We start from the raw sequence: 22,503 nt of genomic DNA, 5'->3' as shown, positions 1-22,503 counted from the left end.
CGGAGCCAACGCAGCATCGAAAAAAGGAACCACCACGTGAAGGCACTCTCGCAGAAGCGACGTCACCCACTGGCAGCAGTTGCACTGTTGCTGATGGGCCTCCTCATCACTGGTGGGCTGTACGCCGTCGCCACCACCGTCAACCAGGCCAAGGCCGACACCACGAGCTTCAGCGCAAGCGACGCGGAGGAGGGCGGCAAGCTGTTCGCCGCCAACTGCGCCACCTGCCATGGCATGGGTGCCAGCGGATCGCAGGCGGGCCCGTCGCTCGTCGGCGTCGGCGCCGCCGCGGTTGACTTCCAGGTGGGAACCGGCCGTATGCCCATGCAGATGAACGGTCCGCAGGCTTACAAGAAGCCCGCCCAGTTCAACGAGGAGCAGACCCACCAGCTGGCTGCCTATGTAGCCTCCCTGGGCCCCGGCCCCTCCATCCCGGAAGCCGGCGTCCTCGACGAGAAGGGCGACGCCGCCAAGGGTGGCGAGCTGTTCCGCACCAACTGCGCCATGTGCCACAACGCCGCCGCTGCCGGTGGCGCGCTGACCAAGGGCAAGTTCGCCCCGGCCCTGGCCGACGTGTCCGGCAAGCACATCTACGAGGCCATGGTCACCGGCCCGCAGAACATGCCGGTCTTCTCCGACGCCAACGTCTCCCCCGAGGGCAAGCGCGACATCATCACCTTCCTCAAGCAGATCGAATCCAACGGCTCCCCGGGCGGCAACGACCTCGGCGCCCTCGGCCCGGTCTCCGAAGGCTTGTTTGTCTGGATCGCCGGCCTGGGCGTCATCATCGCCTTCACCATCTGGCTGACCTCGCGGACCTCCTAGGCTCCGCACCCCGTAAGAATTTCTGCCGGCCCGCCGGCAGGTTGAATTGAAATCTAACCCGGTGAGAGCCGGGACGAGAGAAGGATGAGGCGAATTATGGGCAACCATAGTGACGGCAGTCCGAACCACTCGGGCACCGTAGCTACGGCTGGTCAGAGCGAGGTGGAGAAGTTCCAGGATCCTGGAATTCCCCCGCACCGTTTGCGCCTGGCTGACACGGACCCGAAGGCCGCAAAGCGAGCGGAACGGCAAGTGGCCCTCCTGTTCGGCGTATCCGTCGTTGGTACCCTGATATTCCTGGTGGCGTACTTCGCCATCGATCTTGGAAACGATTCCTCGATCGCCACCATCCGGCTGCAGAACACCCTGCTGGGCATCGGCACCGCGTTCGCGATGCTGGGCATCGGCACGGGCATCGTGCACTGGGCCAAGGCCCTCATGCCGGACCACGAAGTGTCGGAAGAGCGTCACGCCATCCGCACCGAAGAGGACCGCCAGGCCGCCGTCCGGATCGTCGACGACATCGTCGAGGAAACCGGCATCAAGCGCCGCCCGCTGATCCGCAACACCCTGCTCGGCGCCGTCGCCCTCGCCCCGCTGCCGGCCCTGGCCGTCTTCGGCGACCTCGGTCCCCGTCCGGACGACAAGCTGGCCCACACCATGTGGGCACCGGTCAACGGCAAGACCAAGCGCCTCACCCGCGACCCTGATGGCACCCCCATCAAGGCCTCGGACGTCACCATCGGCTCCGCCTTCCACGTCATCCCGGAAGGCCTGAACGAGCTGGAGTCGGGCAAGCTGAACGAGAAGGCCAAGTCGGTCGTCCTGCTCATGCGCCTGAACCCGGAATCCCTCAACCCCTCCCCGGGGCGCGAGGACTGGGGCTACAACGGCATCGTTGCCTACTCCAAGATCTGCACCCACGTCGGTTGCCCTGTCGCTCTCTACGAGCAGCAGACGCACCACCTGCTGTGCCCGTGCCACCAGTCGACCTTCGACCTGACCCAGGAATGCAAGGTCATCTTCGGCCCCGCCAGCCGGCCGCTCCCGCAGCTGCCCATCGCCGTCGACGATGAGGGTTACCTCTACGCCACGAGCGACTTCAAAGAACCTGTTGGACCTAGCTACTGGGAGCGTGATGAGCATGAGCGCAACATCAACAGCTGACACCCCCACCTTCGTCGCCAAGACCAAGGGCGGCCGCATCACCGACTTCGTCGACCAGCGCGTCGGCGGATCGGGCATCCTCCGCGAATTCGGCCGGAAGGTCTTCCCCGACCACTGGTCCTTCATGTTCGGCGAGGTGGCGCTGTACTCCTTCGTCATCCTGCTGCTCTCCGGCACCTTCCTGACCTTCTTCTTCGATCCGTCGATGGCTGAGACCCACTACCAGGGTTCCTACATGCCGCTGAAGAACGTCGAGATGTCCGTGGCGTACAACTCCTCCCTGAACATCTCCTTCGATGTCCGCGGCGGCCTGTTCATGCGCCAGGTGCACCACTGGTCGGCACTGCTGTTCGTTGCCTCCGTGGCCGTGCACATGCTCCGCGTGTTCTTCACCGGCGCCTTCCGCAAGCCCCGCGAGATGAACTGGGTCATCGGCTCCGTCCTGTTGATCCTGGCCATGGCCGCCGGCTTCACCGGTTACTCCCTCCCCGATGACCTGCTCTCCGGTAACGGCCTGCGCATCATTGACGGCGTGATCAAGTCCATCCCCGTGATCGGCACCTACATCTCGTTCTTCCTCTTCGGCGGCGAGTTCCCGGGCACGGCCATCATCGGCCGCCTGTATGTGCTGCACATCCTGCTGGTTCCGGCCCTGATCCTCCTGATGATCGCCGCTCACCTGTTCATGGTCGTCGTGCACAAGCACACCCAGTACCCCGGCCCGGGACGCAACGACGGCAACGTCGTCGGCTACCCCCTCGGCCCGGTCTACGCGGCCAAGGCCGGCGGCTTCTTCTTCATCGTGTTCGGTGTCATCGCCCTCATGGCCGGTTTCTTTACCATCAACCCGATCTGGAACTACGGTCCCTACGACCCCTCCCCCGTCTCGGCAGGCACCCAGCCTGACTGGTACATCGGATTCGTCGACGGCGCCCTCCGCCTGATGCCCGGCACGTTCGGCAACTGGCACGTGGAGCAGATCTTCTTCGGCCACGTCTTCACCTTCAACGTCCTGCTGCCGGCCCTGGTCCCGGCGGGCATCCTCTTCACCGTGATGTTCACCTACCCGTGGATCGAGCGTTGGATCACCAAGGATGACCGCGAGCACCACGTCCTGGACCGCCCGCGCAACGCCCCGACCCGTACCGCCATCGGCATGGCCGGCTTCGTCTGGTACTGCGTGATGTGGGCAGCGGCTGGTTCCGACCTCATTGCGACGCACTTCCACGTGGCTCTGAACGACGTGACCTACTGGCTGCGGGCACTGTTCTTCATCGGCCCGGTCATCGCGTTCATCGTGACCAAGCGCGTCGCCCTGGCGCTGCAGCGCAAGGACCGCGAGATCGCCCTGCACGGCCGCGAAACCGGCCGCATCGTGCGCCTGCCGCACGGTGAGTTCATCGAGGTTCACGCCCCGCTGGACGAGTACAAGCGCTACAAGCTGGTCGGCTTCGAGTCTCCGAAGCCGCTCCCGGCCCAGCCGAACGAGAAGGGCGTGGTGGACCGCAAGGAAAACCGTCGCGCCAAGCTCTCCCGCTGGTTCTTCGAGGACCGGGTTGCACCGGTCACGCCCACGGAGCTCGCGGCGGCCCACAGCCACCACGGCGCCCACGAGGCTGTCGAGGCGAACGCCGAGCAGAAGACGCTCAGCCACTAGTCTCCCGTCGTAAGACACAGAAGAGGCCCGGTCCTAATGGACCGGGCCTCTTCTGTGTCTGCGTGGGCTTCGTGGGCACTGGCCTGGTGCCACCGTGGCGCCTAGGGCCGGTAGCCGCTGACGTAGTTCCTAGTGGGACGCACGCCGGGCCGCTGCAACGGGACCCAGAGCTTGTACCGGTCTGCCCGGTAGTAGGAGACGGAGTAGTCCACCATGGCGCGGGCCACGAAGGCATGCCGTTGGATCTTCAGCAGCGGAGAGCCAACCTCGACGTTGAGCAGCCGGGCGGTCGACGGCGAGGCGGCGGTGGCCTCGATCATGTCCTCGCCCCACTCCATCACCAGGCCGTAGCGTTCGCTGAGGACGTTGTAGAGCGACGTCGGCGGCTCACCGTCGAGCAGGCCCGGTACCCGGTGTGCGGGAATGAAGTTCTCGTCCACGCTCATGGGCTCGTTGTCCGCCAGCAGGAGCCGCCGGAAGCGGACCACGGGAGTGCCCTCCTCCAGCTGGAGTTCGCGGGCCAGGAACGCGCTGGCGCCGATCTGTTCAAAGCTGAGGACCTTGGCCGCCGGGACCATCCCGCGGCGTTGCATTTCCTCGCTGTAGGAGGTCAGCTTCACCTGGAGGTCCAGCTTCGGTTTCCGGACGAAGGTCCCCAGCCCCACAACCCGCTCGATGACCTCCTCACCGACGAGGGCGTCGATGGCCTGCCGGACGGTCATGCGCGCCAGGCCGAACCGCTCTGAGAGCTCCCGCTCCGACGGCAGGGCCGAGCCCGGCGGGCAGGAGGTGGCGATGTGGGCCCGCAGGATTTCCCGCAGCTGGACGTAGATGGGAACCCCGCTGGACCGGTCGATCTCGCCGGCCATCCGGGCGGCGTTACTTCCCACGGCCGGGCCTCGTGCAAGCTGTCATGAATTAAGCGTAGGGCACCCACGCCACAGGTCTAGACCAATCCGGGAACGCGGTTTCCCGGCTATCCGCTCCCCCGGCTAGGCTTGAGGCTGCATCTTTCGCTTGACCCCATCAGGAGCCTCCCTTGCCCGTACACAAGGCCGTCATCCACGCCGAGATCGGACTGCACGCCCGGCCGGCGGCAGAGTTTGTCCGGGCCGTCACTGCCACCGGGTTGCCCGTCACGATCGCCCGGCCCGGCCAGCGCGGCGTGGACGCCCGGTCCCTGCTGGAAGTCATGACGGAGGACTTCGAACGCGGCTGCGAGGTGGAGCTGGCCGTCGACGCCGCCAGGATACCGGCGGGCCGCAGCGCCGAGGACGCGCAGGCAGCCCTCAATAACCTTGGCACCCTGCTGGCAGAGCAGTAGGCCGCACTCCCCCGCCCAGCCGGCCCAGTGCGACGTCCCCGCCCGGCACCGCGGGACGGAGAGGCCGGCCAGGCCCTACCAGCCGGCATGACAGAGCCGGTACCTAACACCCGCCACCTAACACCCGGTAGACACAAAAACGACGGGGACCCCACCGGATGGTGGGGTCCCCGTCGTCGTTAGCGGTGCCGGGCGAAAGCCCGTGCGGCGCCTAGTGCGCGTGGTCTCCGCGGCTGTACTCGTAGACCCAGCCGATCAGCGCCACGATGGCCAGGCCACCGGCGATGAAGGTGATCCAGAAACCGACCGCGATGCCCAGGAAGCCTCCTGCGCAGGCGAGGCCGAGGACCAGCGGCCACCAGCTCCATGGGCTGAAGTGGCCCTGTTCGCCGGAACCCTCGTGGATCTCGGCGTCGCTGCGGTCCTCGGGACGCAGGCCGACGCGCTTGCCGGTGAAGCCCAGGTAGGCGCCGATCATGCCAGCCAGGCCGGCGACCAGCAGGATGCCCAGGATGCCGACCCACTCGCTCCAGTTCGTCATGAAGCCGTAGACGATGGCGACCGGGATGAAGAAGAAGACACCGAGTCCAAAAATCCTAGATTCGATTTTCACAGTTAGGCGTCCTTCTGGTCGGCGTTACCGAGCGCCGCTGCTGCCGGGGCAGGAGAGTCGACGGTGTAGTTCTGGGAAAGCTCGGGGTGGTGCAGGTCCAGGGCAGGACGCTCCGAGCGGATCCGCGGAAGCGAGGTGAAGTTGTGCCGCGGCGGCGGGCAGGACGTCGCCCATTCGAGCGAGGCGCCGAAGCCCCACGGGTCATCGACCATTACCTTTTCGTTGCTGCGCCAGGTGATATACACGTTCCAGAAGAACGGGACCAGCGAGGCACCCAAAAGGAAGGAACCGTAGGTCGAGAACTGGTTCATCCACGTGAAATTGTCCTGCGGCATGTAGTCCGCGTAGCGGCGGGGCATCCCTGACACACCCAGCCAGTGCTGGATCAGGAAGGTAGCGTGGAAACCCAGGAAGAGCATCCAGAAGTGGATCTTGCCAAGGCGCTCGTTGAGCATCTTGCCGGTCCACTTCGGCCACCAGAAGTAGAAGCCGGCGAACATCGCGAAGACGACAGTGCCGAAAACCACATAGTGGAAGTGTGCAACAACAAAATAGGTGTCCGAGACGTTGAAGTCCAGTGGCGGCGAGGCCAAGATGATGCCCGTCAATCCACCGAAAAGGAACGTCACCAGGAAGCCGATGCTCCACAACATGGGGGTTTCAAACGTTATCGAGCCCCGCCACATTGTGCCGATCCAGTTGAAGAATTTTACGCCGGTCGGAACAGCGATCAGCATCGTCATGAAGGAGAAGAACGGCAGCAGGACCGAGCCAGTGACGTACATGTGGTGTGCCCACACAGTCACGGAGAGGGCGGCGATGGAAATCGTTGCGTAGACCAGGCCCTTGTAGCCGAAGATTGGCTTGCGGCTGAAGACCGGGATGATCTCAGAAACGATCCCGAAGAACGGCAGCGCGATGATGTATACCTCGGGGTGGCCGAAGAACCAGAACAGGTGCTGCCAGAGAATGGCGCCTCCGTTTTCCGGATCGAAAATGTGGGCACCGAAGCGGCGGTCCGCGCCGAGAGCGAACAGGGCGGCAGCCAACGGTGGAAACGCCATGAGCACCAGGATGGCGGTGACCAAGGTGTTCCAGGTAAAGATCGGCATCCGCCACATGGTCATGCCGGGGGCGCGCATGCAGATGATCGTCGTGATGAAGTTGACCGCGCCGAGGATGGTGCCGAAGCCGGAGAGCGCCAGGCCGAAGACCCACAGGTCCCCGCCCACCCCGGGACTGAAGGTCGTGTTGGACAGCGGAGCGTACGCGAACCAGCCGAACGAGGCGGCCCCCTGCGGGGTGATGAAGCCTGAGACGGCGATCGTGGAACCGAACAGGAAGAACCAGAAGGCCAGCGCGTTGAGCCGCGGAAAGGCGACGTCGGGGGCGCCGATCTGCAGCGGCATGATGACGTTGGCGAAGCCGGCGAACAGCGGGGTCGCGAACATCAGGAGCATCACCGTGCCGTGCATGGTGAAGAGCTGGTTGTACTGTTCCTTGGTCTGCAGGATCTGCATGCCGGGTTCGAACAGTTCGGCGCGGATCAGCAGCGCCATGACGCCGCCGAAGCAGAAGAACACGAAGGACGCGATCAGGTACATGTACCCGATGGTCTTGTGGTCCGTGGAGGTGATCCAGTTGACGACGATGCGCCCCTTGGATTTGGGTACTACGGGAGCCTCAAGGATCCCATAGGGCTGAGAGTAGGTTGTTGCCACTTCGCGCTCCCCTTACTTGTTCTCGGTCGGGGCCGGGTTGCGATCGTACTCTTCGCCGAGCAGGCCGGTGTTGCCGTCCTGGCGGAGCTGGTTCATGTGGGCGGCGAACTCCGACTCGGAGACGACCTTCACGCGGAACAGCATTTCGGAGTGGTACTCACCACAGAGTTCGGCACACTTGCCGTCGTAGGTTCCCTCTTTGGTGGGAGTGAACCGGATGTAGTTGGTCTTGCCGGGGATCATGTCGCGCTTCTGCAGGAAGGCGGGAACCCAGAAGGAGTGGATGACGTCGCGGGAGTTCAGCTCCAGGTCAACGGACTTGTTGACGGGCAGGTACAGCGTCGGCAGCTTTTCCTTGTCGACGTCGTTGCCGGTCAGGTGCGCCTGGACGCCGGCCTCGTGGAGGTCCTCGGTGACGACGTCACCCTTCTTGTAGTTGAAGTCCCAGGCCCACTGCTTGCCGCGGACGTCGACGACGACGTCGGCAGGCTGGCTGCGGTCGTCGATGGCCTTCTGGTCGCTGTCGGTGAAGTAGAAGAACACCAGGACCATGAAGAGCGGGATCGTCAGGTAGAAGACCTCGAGCGGGAGGTTGAAGCTGTTCTGGCGGGGGAACCCGACGGTGCCCTTGCGCCGCCGGTACGCGACGATGCACCAGATCATCAGGCCCCAGGTGATGATGCCAACGACCAGGGCTGCAATCCATGAGTTGACCCAGAGGTCCATGATGCGGTCAGTGTGGTTGGTGGTGCCGCGCTCGGTCGGCAGCCACCCTTTCTGTACCTCTGGTGAACATCCAGTCAAAGCCAACGCGCCGGCTAGTGCCAAGCCAGTGATCGAAGTGATCTGTTTGCGTCGGCTGCCGGTTCGGTTCTGCGAACTCACAGACGGCCCTTCCTACTTGTTGCTGTCGCCCGGCCGCATAGAACGATCCGGGCACACTAAAAGTTTTACTACTCGGTGTAGAGCTTACCGCTCCCTGGGAGTTTTCGCCCACATGTCCGCGCCGTGGTCCGGCACCTTTTTCGGGGTTTCTGCGTTAGGGTCCCCGGACGGAACAATGGCCGGGCTGAAAGCCCGGCCATTGACCTTAGTGGAAGGAGTCTCCGCAGGCGCAGGAGCCGCCGGCGTTGGGGTTATCGATCGTGAAGCCCTGCTTCGAGATGGTGTCTTCGAAGTCGATGCTCGCACCGCTGAGGTAGGGCACGCTCATCTTGTCCACGACGACCTCGACGCCGTCGTAGTCGCGGACGGCGTCGCCCTCGAGGAGGCGCTCGTCGAAGTAGAGCTGGTAGATCAGGCCGGAGCAGCCGCCCGGCTGCACGGCGACGCGGAGGCGCAGGTCGGTGCGGCCTTCCTGTTCCAGCAGGCTGCGGACCTTGCCGGCAGCGACGTCGGTCAGCTGCACCTCGTGGCTGGCCAGTTCCTGGCTCTCCTGGACTGCGGTGTCGGTGCTGGTTTCATTGGTTGTAGTGCTCATGGCCTACCTTCTGACGACGGTCGGAGCGGCGCCGCCCGGCGGCGCCGGCCCCTGCTTTAACGGTATGGGCTATAGCTACATGCTACGTCGATCAGTGCTGTAGCTCTAACTCCTGGGATAACCGTCTTCGTCCGCCGGATGTTCCCCGGAAGCCCGGTATCAGGCCAGTCCCTCGGCGTTCAGCCGGGCAAGCAGCAGCGCCTCGGCGATGATCGCGTTGCGGAAGTCCTCCAGGTGCAGGGACTCGTTGGCGCTGTGGGCGCGTGAGTCCGGGTCCTCCACGCCGGTGACCAGGATCTGGACGTCCGGGTACAGCTCGGTGAGGTCGGCGATGAAAGGGATGGAACCCCCGATGCCGGTCTCGACGGCCGGGACGCCCCATGCCTCGCCGAGTGCCCACATCGCCAGCCGGGCCGCCGGGGAGGAGGTGTCGGTCATGAAGGCGCTGCCGGTCTCCCCCGGGGTGAAGACCACCTGGGCGCCGAACGGGGCGTTGGCCTCGACGTGTCGGCGGACCGCTTCCATGGCCTCGTCCGGGTTCTGGCCCGGGGCCAGGCGGAGGCTGAACTTGGCCTTGGCGCGCGGCAGCAAGGTGTTGGAGGCGACGTTCACGGCGGGCGCGTCGATGCCAATGATGGAGAGCGCGGGCTTGGTCCACATGCGCGAGGCGATGCTTCCGGTGCCGGCGAGCTTGACGCCGTCGAGCACGGACGCGTCCTTGCGGTATTCCTCCTCGGTCAGGTCCACGGCGGCGTCGTCCCGGCCCACCAGCCCCTCGATGGCGACGCTGCCGTCGTCGTCGTGCAGGGTGGCGATCAGGCGGGAGAGCAGGGTGGGGGCGTCGAGCACGGGGCCGCCGAACATGCCCGAGTGCACCGCGTGGTCAAGCACCTTGACCTCGATGGTGCCGTCCACGAGGCCGCGGAGGCTGGTGGTCAGGGCGGGGATGCCGACCTTCCAGTTGGAGGAGTCGGCCACGACGATCACGTCGGAGCGCAGCAGTTCCTGGTGGGTCTCGAGGAATGCGCGGAAGGTCGGCGAGCCGGCCTCCTCCTCGCCCTCGAAGAAGAAGGTGACGCCGAGGCCCAGGTCCTCCCCCAGCACCCGGCTGACCGCGGAGTAGGCGGCGACGTGCGCCAGGATGCCGGCCTTGTCGTCCGCGGCGCCGCGGCCGTAGAGTCGTCCGTCGCGCTCGACGGCGGTGAACGGTTCGGTCTCCCAGAGCGAGAGGTCGCCGGTGGGCTGGACGTCATGGTGGGCGTAGAGCAGGATGGTCGGCTTACCGTCCGCGGCGGGACGGCGCGCGACGACGGCGGGTCCGCCCGCGGTGCCGTCCTCCTTGTCGCAGCGCAGGATGCGGACATCATCGAAGCCGCTGCCGCGGACCAGCTCGGCCACCGCGTCGGCGCTGGCATCCAAGGGAGCGGGATCGAAGCTGGGCCAGGCGATGCCGGGGATCGCGACGAGCGCCTTGAGCTGCTCGACGGTGGCGTCAAAGGCCTCGGTGACGGCCTGGCGGAGGGCTGCGGTGTCGACGGTCTGGGTGGTGCCGCCTGCTGAATGCTGCGGGGAGCCCGCGGGTGATGAAGTCATGGCCAAAACACTACCCGTGTCCCCGATCACCTCAAACAGCGCCACAGACCCCGCCGCAGGCACTGAGACAGTCACCGGCACGCGCTCCGGCGCCCGCGTCCGCCGCCGCGTCATCGGGCCGGGAGCGGCACCCCTGCAGGGTAGTCTGTAGGGGTGTTTGGACGGAAAAAGGAAGCGCCCTCGGCGCAGGATGTAGTTGACCAGCAGGTGGCCGCGGCTCGGACCCCCACCGCCGGCAAGGGCGCGCCCACCCCGAAGCGCAGCGCCCAGGAAGCGGCCCGCAAGCGGCCCCTGGTGCCGCAGGACCGCAAGGCCTCGCGCGCAGCGGAGCGCACCGCGGTGGCCGAGCAGCGGCTGAAGATGCGCCAGGCCATGGATACCGGAGACGAGAAGTTCCTCCCGCTCCGGGACAAGGGCCCGCAGAAGCGCTTCGCCCGTGACTACGTGGACGCCCGCTACAGCCTGGGCGAATACCTGATGTTCGGTGCCCTGGTCTTCGTGGTCATCTCCCTGCTGGTGCCCGCCAGCAGCGAGCAGATGATCTACGTCCTGGGTGCCTTCTGGGTGATGTTCCTGGCCGTCTTCGTCGACGTCTTCTTCCTGTCCCGGAAGCTCAAGAAGCGCCTCACCGAGAAGTTCGGCGTCGTCGAACGCGGCACGGTCTGGTACGGCTCGATGCGTTCGCTGCAGTTCCGCCGCCTGCGCATGCCCAAGCCCCAGGTCGGCCGCGGCGAGTACCCGGCCTGACCACACCACCCGCCCACTAAAAACCCCCGGCAGCCTCGCTGCCGGGGGTTTTCGCATCTGCGCGCGCTGCCTGGAGTCCCGCGCGGGATATCGAGTGCGATGTCCTGCGCAGCGTCCCGCGGGGCCCTTCGCCTAGCGGACGGGATGCTTGTCCAGGTACCGGTTGATCCGCGCCGCCCAGAACGGGCCCTCGTAGAGGAATCCGGTGTACCCCTGGACCAGGGTGGCGCCCGCCTCGAGCCGGGCACGGACGTCCTCTCCCGTTTCCACCCCGCCCACCGAGACGAGGGTCAGCGCGCCGCCGGTCGCCGCCTTCAGCCGGGCCAGGACTTCCAGGGACCGCTTCTTCAGCGGCGCGCCGGAGAGACCCCCGGCCCCGCAGGCCTCCACGGCATCCGGGCAGGAGGCCAGCCCCGTGCGCCCGATGGTGGTGTTGGTGGCGATGATGCCGTCGAGCTTGAGGTCCAGCGCCAGCCGGGCGACGTCGTCGATGTCCTCGTCGCTGAGGTCCGGGGCGATCTTGACCAGCAGCGGGACGTGCCGTCCGGCGGCGGCGTCGGCCGCCTCCCCCACGGCGGTCAGTAGCGGGCGCAGGGTCTCGACGTCCTGCAGGAGCCGCAGGCCGGGGGTGTTGGGGGAACTGACGTTGACCACCAGGTAGTCCGCGGCCGGCGCCAGGCTGCGCGCGCTGATCAGGTAGTCCGCGACCGCGTCCTCGAGTTCCACCACCTTGCTCTTGCCGATGTTGATGCCGATCACCGGCCGCACGGTCCGGTAGCGGTGCTGCAGTGCGGCGCGTGCGGCACGGAGCCGGGGAGCGACGGCGGCGGCGCCGTCGTTGTTGAAGCCCATCCGGTTGATCACGGCGCGGTCCTCGATCAGGCGGAACAGCCGCGGCGCCGGGTTCCCGGGCTGGGCCTGGCCGGTAATGGTGCCCACCTCGATGTGGCCGAAGCCCAGGTCCGTGAGGGCCTCGATGCCGTGGCCCTCCTTGTCGAAGCCGGCGGCCAGGCCGAACGGTGACGGAAAGGTCAGGCCGAACGCCTCGGTCCGCAGCGACGGCGCCGGTGCCGTGAGCCGCTGCAGCACCCGGCCCGCACCGCAGCGGTGGGCGAGGCGGATGCCCTGGAAGCCGATCTTATGGGCACGCTCGGCGTCCATCCAGGAGAAGGCAAGCCGGAAGAAGGTGGGATAAAGGCGCATGCTCCTAGTTTTCCGGGTCCGGCGCGACAAATCCAAACGGCGCGGGCGGCCGTCACGGGCCGGGCGCTAGCATGATGCCATGACCCGCGATGAAGCAGTCCCCGCCCCCTCCCCGGGCTCCCCCTCCCCCTCCCCCGCCCGGATTGAGGCGGACGTGCTGGTGGTGGGCGCCGGCCTGGCCGGGCTGGTTGCCGCGGCCCAGGCCTACGCGGCGGGACGCCGGGTGGCGGTGCTGGACCAGGAACCCGAGGCCTCCGCCGGCGGCCAGGCCCACTGGTCCTTCGGCGGCCTCTTCCTGATCAACACCCCGGAACAACGCCGCCTGGGCGTCCGGGACAGCGCCGAACTGGCCCTCGCCGACTGGTTCGCGTCCGCCGGCTTCGACCGCGAGGAGGACGCCTCCGCCCGGCAGTGGGCCGAGGCGTACGTGGACTTCGCCGCCGGTGAGAAGCGCTCCTGGCTGGCCTCCCTCGGCGTCGGACTGTTCCCGCTCGTGCAGTGGGCCGAACGCGGCGGCTACGGACCAGACGGCCACGGCAACACGGTGCCCCGCTTCCACGTCGCCTGGGGTACCGGCCCCGCGATCGTGGCACCATTCCTGGCCAAGCTCCGGGAGGGCCAGGCCGCCGGGCGGGTGAGCTTCCATTTCCGGCACCGTGCCACCGGGCTGACGACGACGGCGGGCCGCGTCACCGGGGTGCACGGCGCCGTACTCGCACCGAGCACCGCCGCCCGCGGCGAACAGTCCTCCCGGGAAGAGGCGGGCAGCTTCGAGGCCTCCGCGGCGGCGGTGATCGTCACCAGCGGCGGAATCGGCGGCAACCACTCGGCCGTACGCGCCCAGTGGCCGGGCGGAAACGCCCCGGCGGAGATGCTCTCCGGGGTGCCGGCCTCCGTGGACGGAGAGTTCCTGGGGGCGGTGTCGCGGGCCGGCGGAACCCTGGTCAACGGCGACCGGATGTGGCATTACCCCGAGGGCATCCACAACCACTCCCCCGTCTGGCCCCGGCACGGCATCCGCATCCTGCCCGGCCCCTCGGCGCTCTGGCTCGATGCGACCGGACGGACGCTGCCGGCTCCGCTGTTCCCCGGTTTCGACTCCCTGGGCGCGCTCCGGCACATCCTGGGCACCGGGCACACCCACTCCTGGTTCGTGCTGAACCGCAGCATCGCGCTGAAGGAATTCGCCCTCTCCGGCTCGGAACAAAACCCGGACCTCACCGGCAAGGACCTGCGCCTGCTGGCCACCCGGCGGCGGCCCTCCCCGGACAACCCGCTGCAGCGGTTCCTGGACCGCGGGGTCGACTTCCTCCAGGCCGGAACCCCGCGCGAACTGGCCGGCCGGATGAATGAGCTGGCCGGCGGCGACCTGATCGACGCGGACGACCTGGAGCGCACCATCCGGGCCCGGGACCGCCAGTTCGCCAGCGGCCTGGGCAAGGACCCTCAGCTGGCCGCCATCCGCGCCGCGCGCCGCTTCGCCACGGACAAGCTCATGCGCGTGGCACACCCGCACCCGCTGCTCGACCCCCGGCATGGTCCGCTGCTGGCCGTCCGGCTCTCGGTCCTGACCCGCAAGAGCCTGGGCGGGATCAGGACCGACCTGCAGTCCCGGGTACTCGACGCGTCCGGCGACCCGGTGGACGGCCTGTACGCCGCCGGCGAGGCGGCCGGTTTCGGCGGCGGCGGCATCCACGGCTACCGGGCCCTGGAGGGAACCTTCCTGGGCGGGTGCCTGTTCTCCGGCAGAGCCGCCGGGCGCGCCGCCGCAGCGGCCGTGGCCTAGGCAGACAGCGCAGGGAGGACGGACGGTGGCCGACAAGGGGCTGCGGTGGCAGCAGGACATCCTGGGCGAGGACTTCGCCGCGTGCACCTTCGCCGCTGCCGGGCCGGACGGCGTCGAACGCGAAGCCACGCTGGTCCGCCACGTCCCTTCGCTGGGAGCCGGCCGGCGGCCACGCCGGGCGGTGCTGTTCCTGCACGGCTGGAGCGACTACTTCTTCAACGAGGAGCTCGCGGAATTCTGGACCGGGCACGGCTTCGACTTTTTCGCCCTGGACATGCACAACCACGGACGCAGCCTGCGGCCGGGGACCCACGGCGGCTACGTGGCGGACCTGGCCGACTACGACGCCGAGATCACCACGGCGATCGGGATCGTCCGGTCCATGGGGGCGGGCGGACGGTACCCGGTCACGCTGATGGGACACTCCACCGGCGGGTTGGTCGCCGCGCTCTGGGCCAGCCGGCACCCGGGCAGCGCCGCCCAGCTGGTCCTCGACAGTCCCTGGCTGGAGATGCACGGCAGCCCGGCCGTCCGCCGCGCGGCCCGGACCATGGTGGAGCCGCTGGCCCGCTTCCGCCCCGAGTCGGTGATCCGGCTGCCGGAGCGCCCGTTCTACTGGCGCAGCATCAGCAGCGCCGCCGAGGGCGAGTGGCTGCTCGATGACACCTACCGGCCGCCGCACGCTTTCCCGGTTCGGGCGGGCTGGCTCAGCGCCGTGCTGGCCGGGCAGACGCGGGTGGCGCGGGGCCTGAACATCGACGTGCCCATCCTGGTACTGATCTCAGGGGCCAGCGCCAACGGCATGTTCTGGAAGGAATCCATGCGCCGCACGGACGCCGTGCTGGACGTCAACACCATCGCCCTGCGCGCCCTCAGCCTGGGCCGCACCGTCACGCTGGAGCGGATCGACGGCGCGCTGCACGACGTGTTTCTCTCCGCGCCCAGCGTCCGGGCAGACGCCTACGCCCGGCTGGCCCGCTGGATTACGGCCTACGCCCCGGAGGAGGGCGAAGCCGGCTGAGCCGCGGCATCCACGGCCCCGCCGTAGCGGCGGTCCCGCCGAGCGTAGATCTCCACGGCCTCCCACAGGGTCCGGCGGTCCACGTCGGGCCAGAGCGTGTCCAGGAAGACAAACTCGGCGTAGGCGGACTGCCAGAGCAGGAAGTTGGAGAGCCGCTGCTCACCGGAGCTGCGCAGGAACAGGTCGACGTCCGGCAGGTCCGGCTCGTCCAAGTACTTCTGGATGGTCTTCTCGGAGATCGCCGAGGGCTTCAGCCGCCCGGCGGCCACCTCCTCCGCGATCGCCGAGACGGCATCGGCAATCTCCGCGCGGCCGCCGTAATTAACACACATGTTCAGGGTGCAGGTGCTGTTGCCGCGGGTGAACTCCTCGGCCTCCTCGAGCTCCTTGATGACCGATCCCCACAGGCGCGGCCGCCGGCCGGACCAGCGGATCCGCACGCCCCATTCATCGAGCTGGTTCCGCTGGCGACGCAGCACATCCTTGTTAAATCCCATCAGGAAGCGCACCTCCTCCGGGGAACGCCGCCAGTTCTCGGTGGAGAAGGCGTACACGCTGACGTGCTTGATGCCGAGCTCGATCGCCCCGGCCACCACGTCCAGCAGCGCCGGCTCCCCGGCCTTGTGCCCCTCGATCCGCGGCAATCCGCGCTGGTTGGCCCAGCGGCCGTTGCCGTCCATGACAATCGCGACGTGCTGCGGCACCAGCTCGGCCGGAATGGCCGGCGGCACCGCACCGGAGGGGTGCGGGTACGGGGCCACCACGGGGGTGGTGCGCTGACGGGTGGGGGTTTTCTTCTTGCCGAGGGCCACGGTCAGGTTCGCTCCACATGCTTGAGGGATTTGAGGACACGCTCCAGGTGCCACTGCAGGTAACTGGCCACCAGGCCTGCCGCTTCACGGCGGTGGAGGGCCACGGACGCGTCCGCGGCGGCCCAGTTTCCGGTCAGCAGGGCACCGAGGAGGACGACGGTTTCCGGCGCCGGCGCGGGCGATCCGGGCGGACGGCAGGCCGGGCAGACCATCCCGCCCAGGGGTGCCGAGAAAGCCGTGTGCGGCCCCGGCGCACCGCAGCGGGCACAGTCGGTGAAGCTGGGGGCCCAGCCGCCGGTGGACAGCGCGCGGAGCAGGTAGGAATCGAGGATCAGTTCCGGGGCGTGGTCGCCGCGGCTCAGCGACGCCAGCGCCCCGACCAGCAGGTTGTACTGCGCGGTGCCGGCCTCGCCGTCGACGTCGGTGAGCTTCTCGGCCGTTTCCGTCATCGCCGCGGCCACCGTGTACCGGCCGTAGTCAGCCGCGATGCCAGTCCCGTAGGCGCCCTTCGCGACGGCCTGGGTGACCACGTCCAGGGTACGGCCCGAGATCAGCTGCAGGTCCGCCACCATGAAGGGTTCCAGCCGGGCGCCGAAGCGGCTGCTGGTGCGGCGGACCCCCTTGGCGACGGCGCGGACCTGGCCGTGGTGCTTGGTCAGCAGCGTGATGATCCGGTCGGCCTCGCCGAGCTTATGGGTGCGCAGGACGACGGCGTCGTCCCGGTAGGCGCGCGCGGCGTAAGAGGATGGTTGGGCCACAGTTTTATCTTCGCACTGACTTCGCGTAATCGCCGCCACGGGCCGTCCGCTCCGCGGAAACAACGCTGCGCCGCCGGAGTCTCCGACGGCGCAGCGGCAGGGCTGGCGGGTTGGCGCGGTTTAGCCGCGGGCGTCCCGGATGGCGCGGTTGACGGCGGAGATGACGGCCTTCAGCGAGGCCATCGAGGTGTTGGCGTCGATGCCGACGCCCCAGAGGACCCGCTCGCCGACGGCGCATTCGACATACGCGGCGGCCTGGGCGCTGCCGCCCTCGGACAAGGCGTGCTCGCTGTAGTCCAGGACGCGAACGTCGACGCCGTCCTCGCGGAGGATGCTCAGCAGCGCCGCGATCGGGCCGTTGCCGGTGCCGGTGCGGCGCAGCGGTTTCCCGTCGACCTTCAGCGCGGCGGTGAGGGTCATGGTGCCGTCCTCGTCCGACTCGGTGCTGACCGCGCCGAGCGCGTAGCGGCCCCACTGGCCTTCGGCGGCCGAGGAAGGCAAGTACTCATCCTGGAACACCTGCCACAGCTGGGCGCCGCTGACCTCCCCGCCCACGGCGTCGGTGCGGCGCTGGATGACGCCGGAGAACTCGATCTGGGCCCGGCGCGGCAGGTCCAGGTTGTGCTCGTTCTTCAGCAGGTAGGCCACGCCGCCCTTGCCGGACTGCGAGTTCACCCGGATCACGGCCTCGTAGCTGCGGCCCAGGTCCTTGGGGTCGACCGGCAGGTACGGGACCTGCCATTCGTAGTCGGCCACGTCCTTGCCGGCGGCGGCGGCGTCGCGCTCCAGGGCCTCCAGGCCCTTCTTGATGGCATCCTGGTGGGAACCGGAGAAGGCCGTGAAGACCAGGTCCCCGCCGTACGGGGTGCGCTCGGCCACCGGCAGCTGGTTGCAGTATTCGACCGTGCGGCGGACCTCGTCGATGTCGGAGAAGTCGATCATCGGGTCGATGCCCTGGACGAACATGTTCAGGCCCAGGGTCACCAGGTCCACGTTTCCGGTCCGCTCGCCGTTGCCGAAGAGGCAGCCCTCGATCCGGTCCGCGCCGGCCAGGTAGCCCAGTTCAGCGGCTGCGACGCCGGTGCCGCGGTCGTTGTGCGGGTGCAGGGAGAGGATGATCCCCTCGCGCGGGTGCAGGTGGCGGCTCATCCACTCGATCGAGTCTGCGTAGACGTTGGGGGTGGCCATCTCCACGGTCGCGGGCAGGTTGATGATCACCTGGCGGTCCGCGGAGGCTTCGAAGACGTCGGCGACGGCGTTGCAGACGCGCACGGCGTACTCCAGCTCGGTGCCGGTGAAGGATTCGGGCGAGTACTCGTAGGTGATGTGCGTGTCGTCGAGGGTTTCCTCGTACTTCTTGCACAGCCGCGCACCCTGCAGGGCGATGTCCAGGATGCCGTCCTCGTCCTGGTTGAACACCACGCGGCGCTGCAGGACCGACGTCGAGTTGTAGAGGTGGACGATTGCCTGCTTGGCGCCGACCAGGGATTCGTAGGTCCGCTCGATCAGGTGCTCGCGGGCCTGGGTCAGGACCTGGATGGTGACATCGTCGGGGATGTGGTTGCCTTCGATGAGCTGGCGGACGAAGTCGAAGTCCGTCTGCGAGGCGGACGGGAAGCCGACCTCGATTTCCTTGTAGCCCATCCGGACCAGCAGGTCGAACATCTTCATCTTGCGCGCCGGGCTCATGGGATCGATCAGGGCCTGGTTGCCGTCGCGGAGATCAACGGCGCACCAGCGCGGGGCCTTGGTGATGACCTTATCCGGCCAGGTCCGGTCCGGCAGTTCGACCGTGATCAGATCCTGGAACGGGACGTAGCGGTGGACCGGCATACCTGAGGACTGCTGTGCGTTTCGCATTACTTATCGGGGCCTTTTCTGTGATTCCTGATGAAAGGGTGGCCGGGCAACACAAACTCCGCAGCGAGGTTTGGCCTTGCGCTAGATCGCGTCTGAGGCCCCGCCGCGGCAGCTAAGAAGAAGCAGTTCTGCACGCACATTTTCACGATAACACGGTGCGTAAGATGAAGGAGCGATACCCCCAGCAACGTCCACCATGCAGACGCCGGCCCGGTCATCACGCCCGAGGCGGCGCCTGAACAGAAGGAGCCGCAGTGCCGCTTTCCGGGATTGACCAGTCCACCATCGATGATGCCGTCCGGCCGCAGGATGACCTGTACCGCCACTTCAACGGCGGCTGGCTGAAGTCCGCCGCCATCCCCGATGACCGGCCGCTGGACGGGGCCTTCACGGCGCTGCGGGACGGCGCGGAGCTCGCGGTGCAGGAAATCATCCTGGCCGCCGGCAGCCGCGGCGGGGACGCCGGCGGCATAGAACGCAAGATCGGGGACCTGTACAACAGCTTCATGGACGAGGACGCCGCCGAGGTCAAGGGCGCGGAACCGATCCGGGAGCGGCTGGCCGAGGTGGCCGCCACCGGGTCCGTCGCCGAGCTGCTGCGGCTGGCCGGCCGCCTGTTCCGGGCCGACGTGTCCGGACTGTTCTACATCTACCCGGCCCCCGACGCCGGGAACCCGGACCGGATCCTGCTGTACACCGGTCAGGCGGGCCTGGGCCTGCCGGATGAGTCGTACTATCGGGAGGAACAGTTCGCCGCCACGGTCACGGCCTACCGGGAGCACGTGCGCACCATGCTGCAGCTGGCCGGCGTCGCGGACGCGGAGGCCGCCGCAGGGCGCGTGGCGGAACTGGAAACGGCCCTGGCCTCCCACCACTGGGACAAGGTGTCCCTGCGCGATCCGCAGAAGACCTACAACCTCAAGACCGCCGACGAGGTGGCCGGGCTCTTCCCGCTCATGAACGACTGGTTCGACGCCGCCGGCATCGACGCGGACAAGCGCGCCGAACTGGTGGTCAGCACCCCGGACTTCTTCACCGGCGCGGCGTCACTGCTGGAGACGGTGCCGCTGGGCACATGGCAGGAGTGGCTGGCGATGCGCGTCGTCAGCGCCGCGGCCCCGTACCTGTCCTCGGCATTCGTGGACGCCAACTTCGCGTTCTATGGCACCACTCTCAGCGGCACCCCGCGGAACCGGGACCGCTGGAAGCGCGGCGTCGCCGTCGTCGAGGCCGCCCTGGGTGAGGCCGTGGGACAGATCTACGTGGCCCGGCACTTCCCGGAGTCACATAAGGAACGCATGCGGGTCCTCGTGGGGAACCTGATCGAGGCCTACCGCGAGTCCATCACCGGCCTGGCCTGGATGGGCGAGGACACCAAGCAGGAGGCGCTGAAGAAGCTGGACGCCTTCCGGCCCAAAATCGGCTACCCGGAGAAGTGGATCGACTACTCCGCCGTCGTGATCGACAAGGACGACCTGCTCGGCAACGTGGAGCGCGCACACAACGCCGACGTCGACCGGCACCTGGACGAGGTGGGCAAGCCCGTGGACCGGGAGAAATGGCTGATGACCCCGCAGACGGTCAACGCCTACTACCACCCGCTGCTGAACGAGATCGTCTTCCCGGCCGCGATCCTGCAGCCGCCGTTCTTCACCGCGGACGCGGACGACGCCGTCAACTACGGCGGCATCGGCGCGGTCATCGGGCACGAAATCGGCCACGGCTTCGACGACCAGGGCTCCCAGTACGACGGCGCCGGCCTGCTGCGCAACTGGTGGACCGAGGCGGACCGCGGCGCGTTCGAGGCCCTCACCTCGAAGCTGGTGGCCCAGTTCGACGCCCTCTCCCCCGCCGAGGCCTCCGGCCGGCACGTCAACGGCAAGCTGACCCTCGGCGAGAACATCGGCGACCTCGGCGGCCTGACCATCGCCTACAAGGCCTACCTGATCAGCCTCGGCGGCCGGGAGGCCCCCGTACTGGACGGCCTGACCGGGGAGCAGCGGTTCTTCGCATCCTGGGCGGCGGTCTGGCGTCAAGTGATCCGCAGCGAGGAGGCCATCAAGCGGCTCGCGACGGACCCGCACTCCCCCAACGAGTTCCGCACCAACGAGATCGCCCGGAACCTGGACGCCTTCCACGAGGCGTTCGGGACCACGGAACGGGACGGCATGTGGCTCGCCCCCGCGGAGCGCGTCAGCATCTGGTGATCTGACAGGCACGTATATACAGGCGGAGGCCCGGGCGTTGACGCCCGGGCCTCCTCCGTACCTGCCGTGTCCGTCCGGTCAGCGGACGATCATGGCGGGGTTGACCTGCTGGCAGACCGTGTCGCCGGCCGTCTGGTTCACGATGTCCGGCGGCAGCTGCGGGGACGCGGAGGTGGATGGCTGCGCGCTGGCCGCGTAGTCGGCCCCGAGGTAGGCCTGGACGCCGGTGACGTTCGCCGCGGGCATGACCTTGGAGGACGGGACCCCCAGCAGGGCGGCGACGTCCGCGGCGACGTCCGCGAAGTTCCCGCCGTAGTAGACGGCGGTGGATGCGACGGCGGGCGCGGTGAACTGCGCGGTCTGGGTGAAACCGGCGGCGTTGAGGGCGGCAACCGCCTTCTCGGCGTTGGCCGCATTAGAGCTGCCGTTGGCGACCGTGACCGGTTGCGCGGCCTTGTTGTAGGCGGCGGCGCTCGTGGCGGCCGCGGCGGGAGCGGACGACGCCGCGTCGGTGGCCCCCGCGGTGGGGGCGGCCGAGGCCGGGGCCTTCGGGTCGGTCAGGTCGACGTCGCTGCGGAGGGCGGCGAAGAGCTGGGAGGCCGCGGGTTCGGCAAGTTGCAGCCGGTTGGGATCCGAGACGGCCGGTTCGGTGGGGGTGGCGACGAAGGCGACCTTGCCGATGTCGATGTTCTTCAACCGGTTGCCGACGGTGAGCAGCGTGGGCACGGAGGCCAGGCCATCGTCCACCGTGAGGTTCTTGGTGATGGCATCGGCGATGCCGAGCATACGGCCCGGGTTCGTCAGGGTGCCGTCGTCCTTGATTTTGCGGACCAGGGAGGACAGGAAGCCCTGCTGGGCCTTGATCCGGCCGAGGTCGCCGCCGTCGCCGAACGCGTGCCGGGTCCGGACGAAGGAGAGGGCCTGCTCGCCCTGGACCTTGGAGGTGCCCTTGGGCAGCCGCAAGCCGGAATCGGGGTCATAGACGGCGTCGCTGACGCAGACATCCACACCGCCGACGGTGTTGGAGAGTTCCTTGACGGAGTTGAAGTCGGCCATCATGAAGTGGTCGATCTCGAGGCCGGTGAGCTTGTTGACGGTGTCCACCGCGCAGCCGATGCCGGCCTCGGACATCGCCGAGTTGATCATGGCCTGACGCTGGGCCGGGTATTCCTTCTTGGTCTTCTGGTCCACGCACTTGGGGATGTCCACCAGGAGGTCGCGCGGGAAGCTGATGACGCTGACGCGCTTGTTGTCCGCTGAGATGTCCATCATCATCATCACGTCGGAGTGGCCGTAGCCGGCGGAGTCCTCGGCGCTGCCGTACTCGGAGTTCTTACCGTCACGGGTGTCCGAGCCCAGGATCAGGATCTGCATCCGGTCCGTCGCCTCGTTAACGGCCTCCTCGGTGCGGCCGTTGCCGGCGCCGAGGGCCTGTTTGCTGATGTTCCCCTGCAACCGGATGAACCAGTAGGACCCGAACGCGATCACGCCCACCAGGAGCACGGAGATCACGATGGTGGTGGCCTTCAGCCAGGTGGGGGTCCGGTGCGTTGCGCCCAGGTGCCGGGCGGGCCCGACGGAGGGGTCATCCGCGTGCCGGGCAGCGGCGCCTGACCGGGCCGGTGGAAAGGTCCCGTCTGAACGGTTGTCACGGGGTCGAACCACGGATGGTGCCTTCCTTCGCGGAGTGGGTCTACCCATTTTAGTGCCCCGCGGCGGAAAAGCTGTG

Annotated in this window: 19 protein-coding genes; 8 read left to right on the top strand and 11 right to left on the bottom strand. The window is 67.9% G+C overall.

The window, feature by feature from the left end:
* Window positions 1–36: 36 nt before the first annotated feature.
* The 3 genes from qcrC to qcrB all read left to right on the top strand — a co-directional run bounded on the left by qcrC (window position 37) and on the right by qcrB (window position 3,649).
* Window positions 37–825: a cytochrome bc1 complex diheme cytochrome c subunit gene (qcrC, locus tag ABC337_RS16805; protein ID WP_290257803.1), complete on the top strand. Its 789-nt coding sequence runs from the start codon at window positions 37–39 to the stop codon at window positions 823–825.
* A gap of 96 nt (window positions 826–921) precedes the next feature.
* Window positions 922–1,992 carry a cytochrome bc1 complex Rieske iron-sulfur subunit gene (qcrA, locus tag ABC337_RS16800; protein ID WP_290257802.1) on the top strand — a complete coding sequence of 357 codons (1,071 nt, stop codon included), beginning with the start codon at window positions 922–924 and terminating at the stop codon, window positions 1,990–1,992.
* Window positions 1,970–3,649, top strand: a complete 1,680-nt coding sequence (qcrB, locus tag ABC337_RS16795) for a cytochrome bc1 complex cytochrome b subunit (RefSeq protein ID WP_290257801.1) — start codon at window positions 1,970–1,972, stop codon at window positions 3,647–3,649. Before qcrA ends, qcrB begins: the two co-directional genes overlap by 23 nt.
* A gap of 101 nt (window positions 3,650–3,750) precedes the next feature.
* Here qcrB and ABC337_RS16790 read toward each other — a convergent pair whose 3' ends face one another.
* Window positions 3,751–4,518, bottom strand: a complete 768-nt coding sequence (locus ABC337_RS16790; RefSeq protein WP_412883266.1) for a GntR family transcriptional regulator — start codon at window positions 4,516–4,518, stop codon at window positions 3,751–3,753.
* A 170-nt stretch (window positions 4,519–4,688) separates the two neighbouring features.
* Between ABC337_RS16790 and ABC337_RS16785 the strand changes: the two genes are divergently transcribed.
* Window positions 4,689–4,973: an HPr family phosphocarrier protein gene (locus tag ABC337_RS16785; protein WP_412882995.1), complete on the top strand. Its 285-nt coding sequence runs from the start codon at window positions 4,689–4,691 to the stop codon at window positions 4,971–4,973.
* 211 nt (window positions 4,974–5,184) lie between these two features.
* Here ABC337_RS16785 and ABC337_RS16780 read toward each other — a convergent pair whose 3' ends face one another.
* The 5 genes from ABC337_RS16780 to ABC337_RS16760 form a co-directional block, all read right to left on the bottom strand.
* On the bottom strand, window positions 5,185–5,586 hold the full coding sequence (locus ABC337_RS16780; RefSeq protein ID WP_290257799.1) for a cytochrome c oxidase subunit 4: 402 nt from the start codon (window positions 5,584–5,586) through the stop codon (window positions 5,185–5,187).
* A gap of 2 nt (window positions 5,587–5,588) precedes the next feature.
* Window positions 5,589–7,307 (bottom strand): aa3-type cytochrome oxidase subunit I, encoded by a 1,719-nt coding sequence (gene ctaD / locus ABC337_RS16775; RefSeq protein ID WP_412882996.1) that lies wholly within the window; start codon window positions 7,305–7,307, stop codon window positions 5,589–5,591.
* A 12-nt stretch (window positions 7,308–7,319) separates the two neighbouring features.
* Window positions 7,320–8,192 carry an aa3-type cytochrome oxidase subunit II gene (gene ctaC / locus ABC337_RS16770; protein WP_377970454.1) on the bottom strand — a complete coding sequence of 291 codons (873 nt, stop codon included), beginning with the start codon at window positions 8,190–8,192 and terminating at the stop codon, window positions 7,320–7,322.
* A gap of 205 nt (window positions 8,193–8,397) precedes the next feature.
* On the bottom strand, window positions 8,398–8,787 hold the full coding sequence (locus tag ABC337_RS16765; RefSeq protein ID WP_290257796.1) for a HesB/IscA family protein: 390 nt from the start codon (window positions 8,785–8,787) through the stop codon (window positions 8,398–8,400).
* Window positions 8,788–8,946: 159 nt separating this feature from the next.
* Entirely contained in the window at window positions 8,947–10,380 is a 1,434-nt protein-coding gene (locus ABC337_RS16760) for a dipeptidase (protein ID WP_412882998.1), read from the bottom strand.
* 153 nt (window positions 10,381–10,533) lie between these two features.
* On the opposite strand from ABC337_RS16760, the gene ABC337_RS16755 reads away from it, so the two are divergent.
* Window positions 10,534–11,127, top strand: a complete 594-nt coding sequence (locus tag ABC337_RS16755; RefSeq protein WP_412882999.1) for a DUF3043 domain-containing protein — start codon at window positions 10,534–10,536, stop codon at window positions 11,125–11,127.
* A 132-nt stretch (window positions 11,128–11,259) separates the two neighbouring features.
* Here ABC337_RS16755 and ABC337_RS16750 read toward each other — a convergent pair whose 3' ends face one another.
* A complete protein-coding gene (locus ABC337_RS16750) occupies window positions 11,260–12,330 on the bottom strand; it encodes a quinone-dependent dihydroorotate dehydrogenase (protein ID WP_412883000.1) in 1,071 nt (356 codons plus the stop codon).
* Between the two features lie 79 nt (window positions 12,331–12,409).
* On the opposite strand from ABC337_RS16750, the gene ABC337_RS16745 reads away from it, so the two are divergent.
* Together ABC337_RS16745 and ABC337_RS16740 are read left to right on the top strand one after the other, a co-directional pair.
* Window positions 12,410–14,116: an FAD-binding dehydrogenase gene (locus ABC337_RS16745; protein WP_412883001.1), complete on the top strand. Its 1,707-nt coding sequence runs from the start codon at window positions 12,410–12,412 to the stop codon at window positions 14,114–14,116.
* 40 nt (window positions 14,117–14,156) lie between these two features.
* Window positions 14,157–15,137, top strand: coding sequence for an alpha/beta hydrolase (locus ABC337_RS16740; protein WP_412883267.1), 981 nt, complete (start codon window positions 14,157–14,159; stop codon window positions 15,135–15,137).
* Here the strand turns inward: ABC337_RS16740 and ABC337_RS16735 are convergent.
* The 3 genes from ABC337_RS16735 to leuA form a co-directional block, all read right to left on the bottom strand.
* The gene (locus ABC337_RS16735) at window positions 15,107–15,949 is read right to left on the bottom strand and encodes an isoprenyl transferase (RefSeq protein WP_412883002.1); all 843 of its coding nucleotides are present in this window, start codon (window positions 15,947–15,949) and stop codon (window positions 15,107–15,109) included. The genes ABC337_RS16740 and ABC337_RS16735 overlap by 31 nt on opposite strands.
* 2 nt (window positions 15,950–15,951) lie before the next feature.
* Entirely contained in the window at window positions 15,952–16,707 is a 756-nt protein-coding gene (gene recO, locus ABC337_RS16730) for a DNA repair protein RecO (protein WP_412883003.1), read from the bottom strand.
* Between the two features lie 120 nt (window positions 16,708–16,827).
* Window positions 16,828–18,567 carry a 2-isopropylmalate synthase gene (leuA, locus tag ABC337_RS16725; RefSeq protein ID WP_412883004.1) on the bottom strand — a complete coding sequence of 580 codons (1,740 nt, stop codon included), beginning with the start codon at window positions 18,565–18,567 and terminating at the stop codon, window positions 16,828–16,830.
* 254 nt (window positions 18,568–18,821) lie between these two features.
* On the opposite strand from leuA, the gene ABC337_RS16720 reads away from it, so the two are divergent.
* Window positions 18,822–20,774, top strand: coding sequence for a M13 family metallopeptidase (locus tag ABC337_RS16720; RefSeq protein WP_412883005.1), 1,953 nt, complete (start codon window positions 18,822–18,824; stop codon window positions 20,772–20,774).
* 78 nt (window positions 20,775–20,852) lie between these two features.
* Here ABC337_RS16720 and ABC337_RS16715 read toward each other — a convergent pair whose 3' ends face one another.
* A complete protein-coding gene (locus tag ABC337_RS16715) occupies window positions 20,853–22,439 on the bottom strand; it encodes an LCP family protein (protein ID WP_412883006.1) in 1,587 nt (528 codons plus the stop codon).
* Between the last annotated feature and the right edge of the window lie 64 nt (window positions 22,440–22,503).

This window comes from Arthrobacter phoenicis, assembly GCF_047238215.1.
Lineage (GTDB): Bacteria > Actinomycetota > Actinomycetes > Actinomycetales > Micrococcaceae > Arthrobacter.
This window is presented reverse-complemented; position numbering and strand designations above follow the sequence as displayed.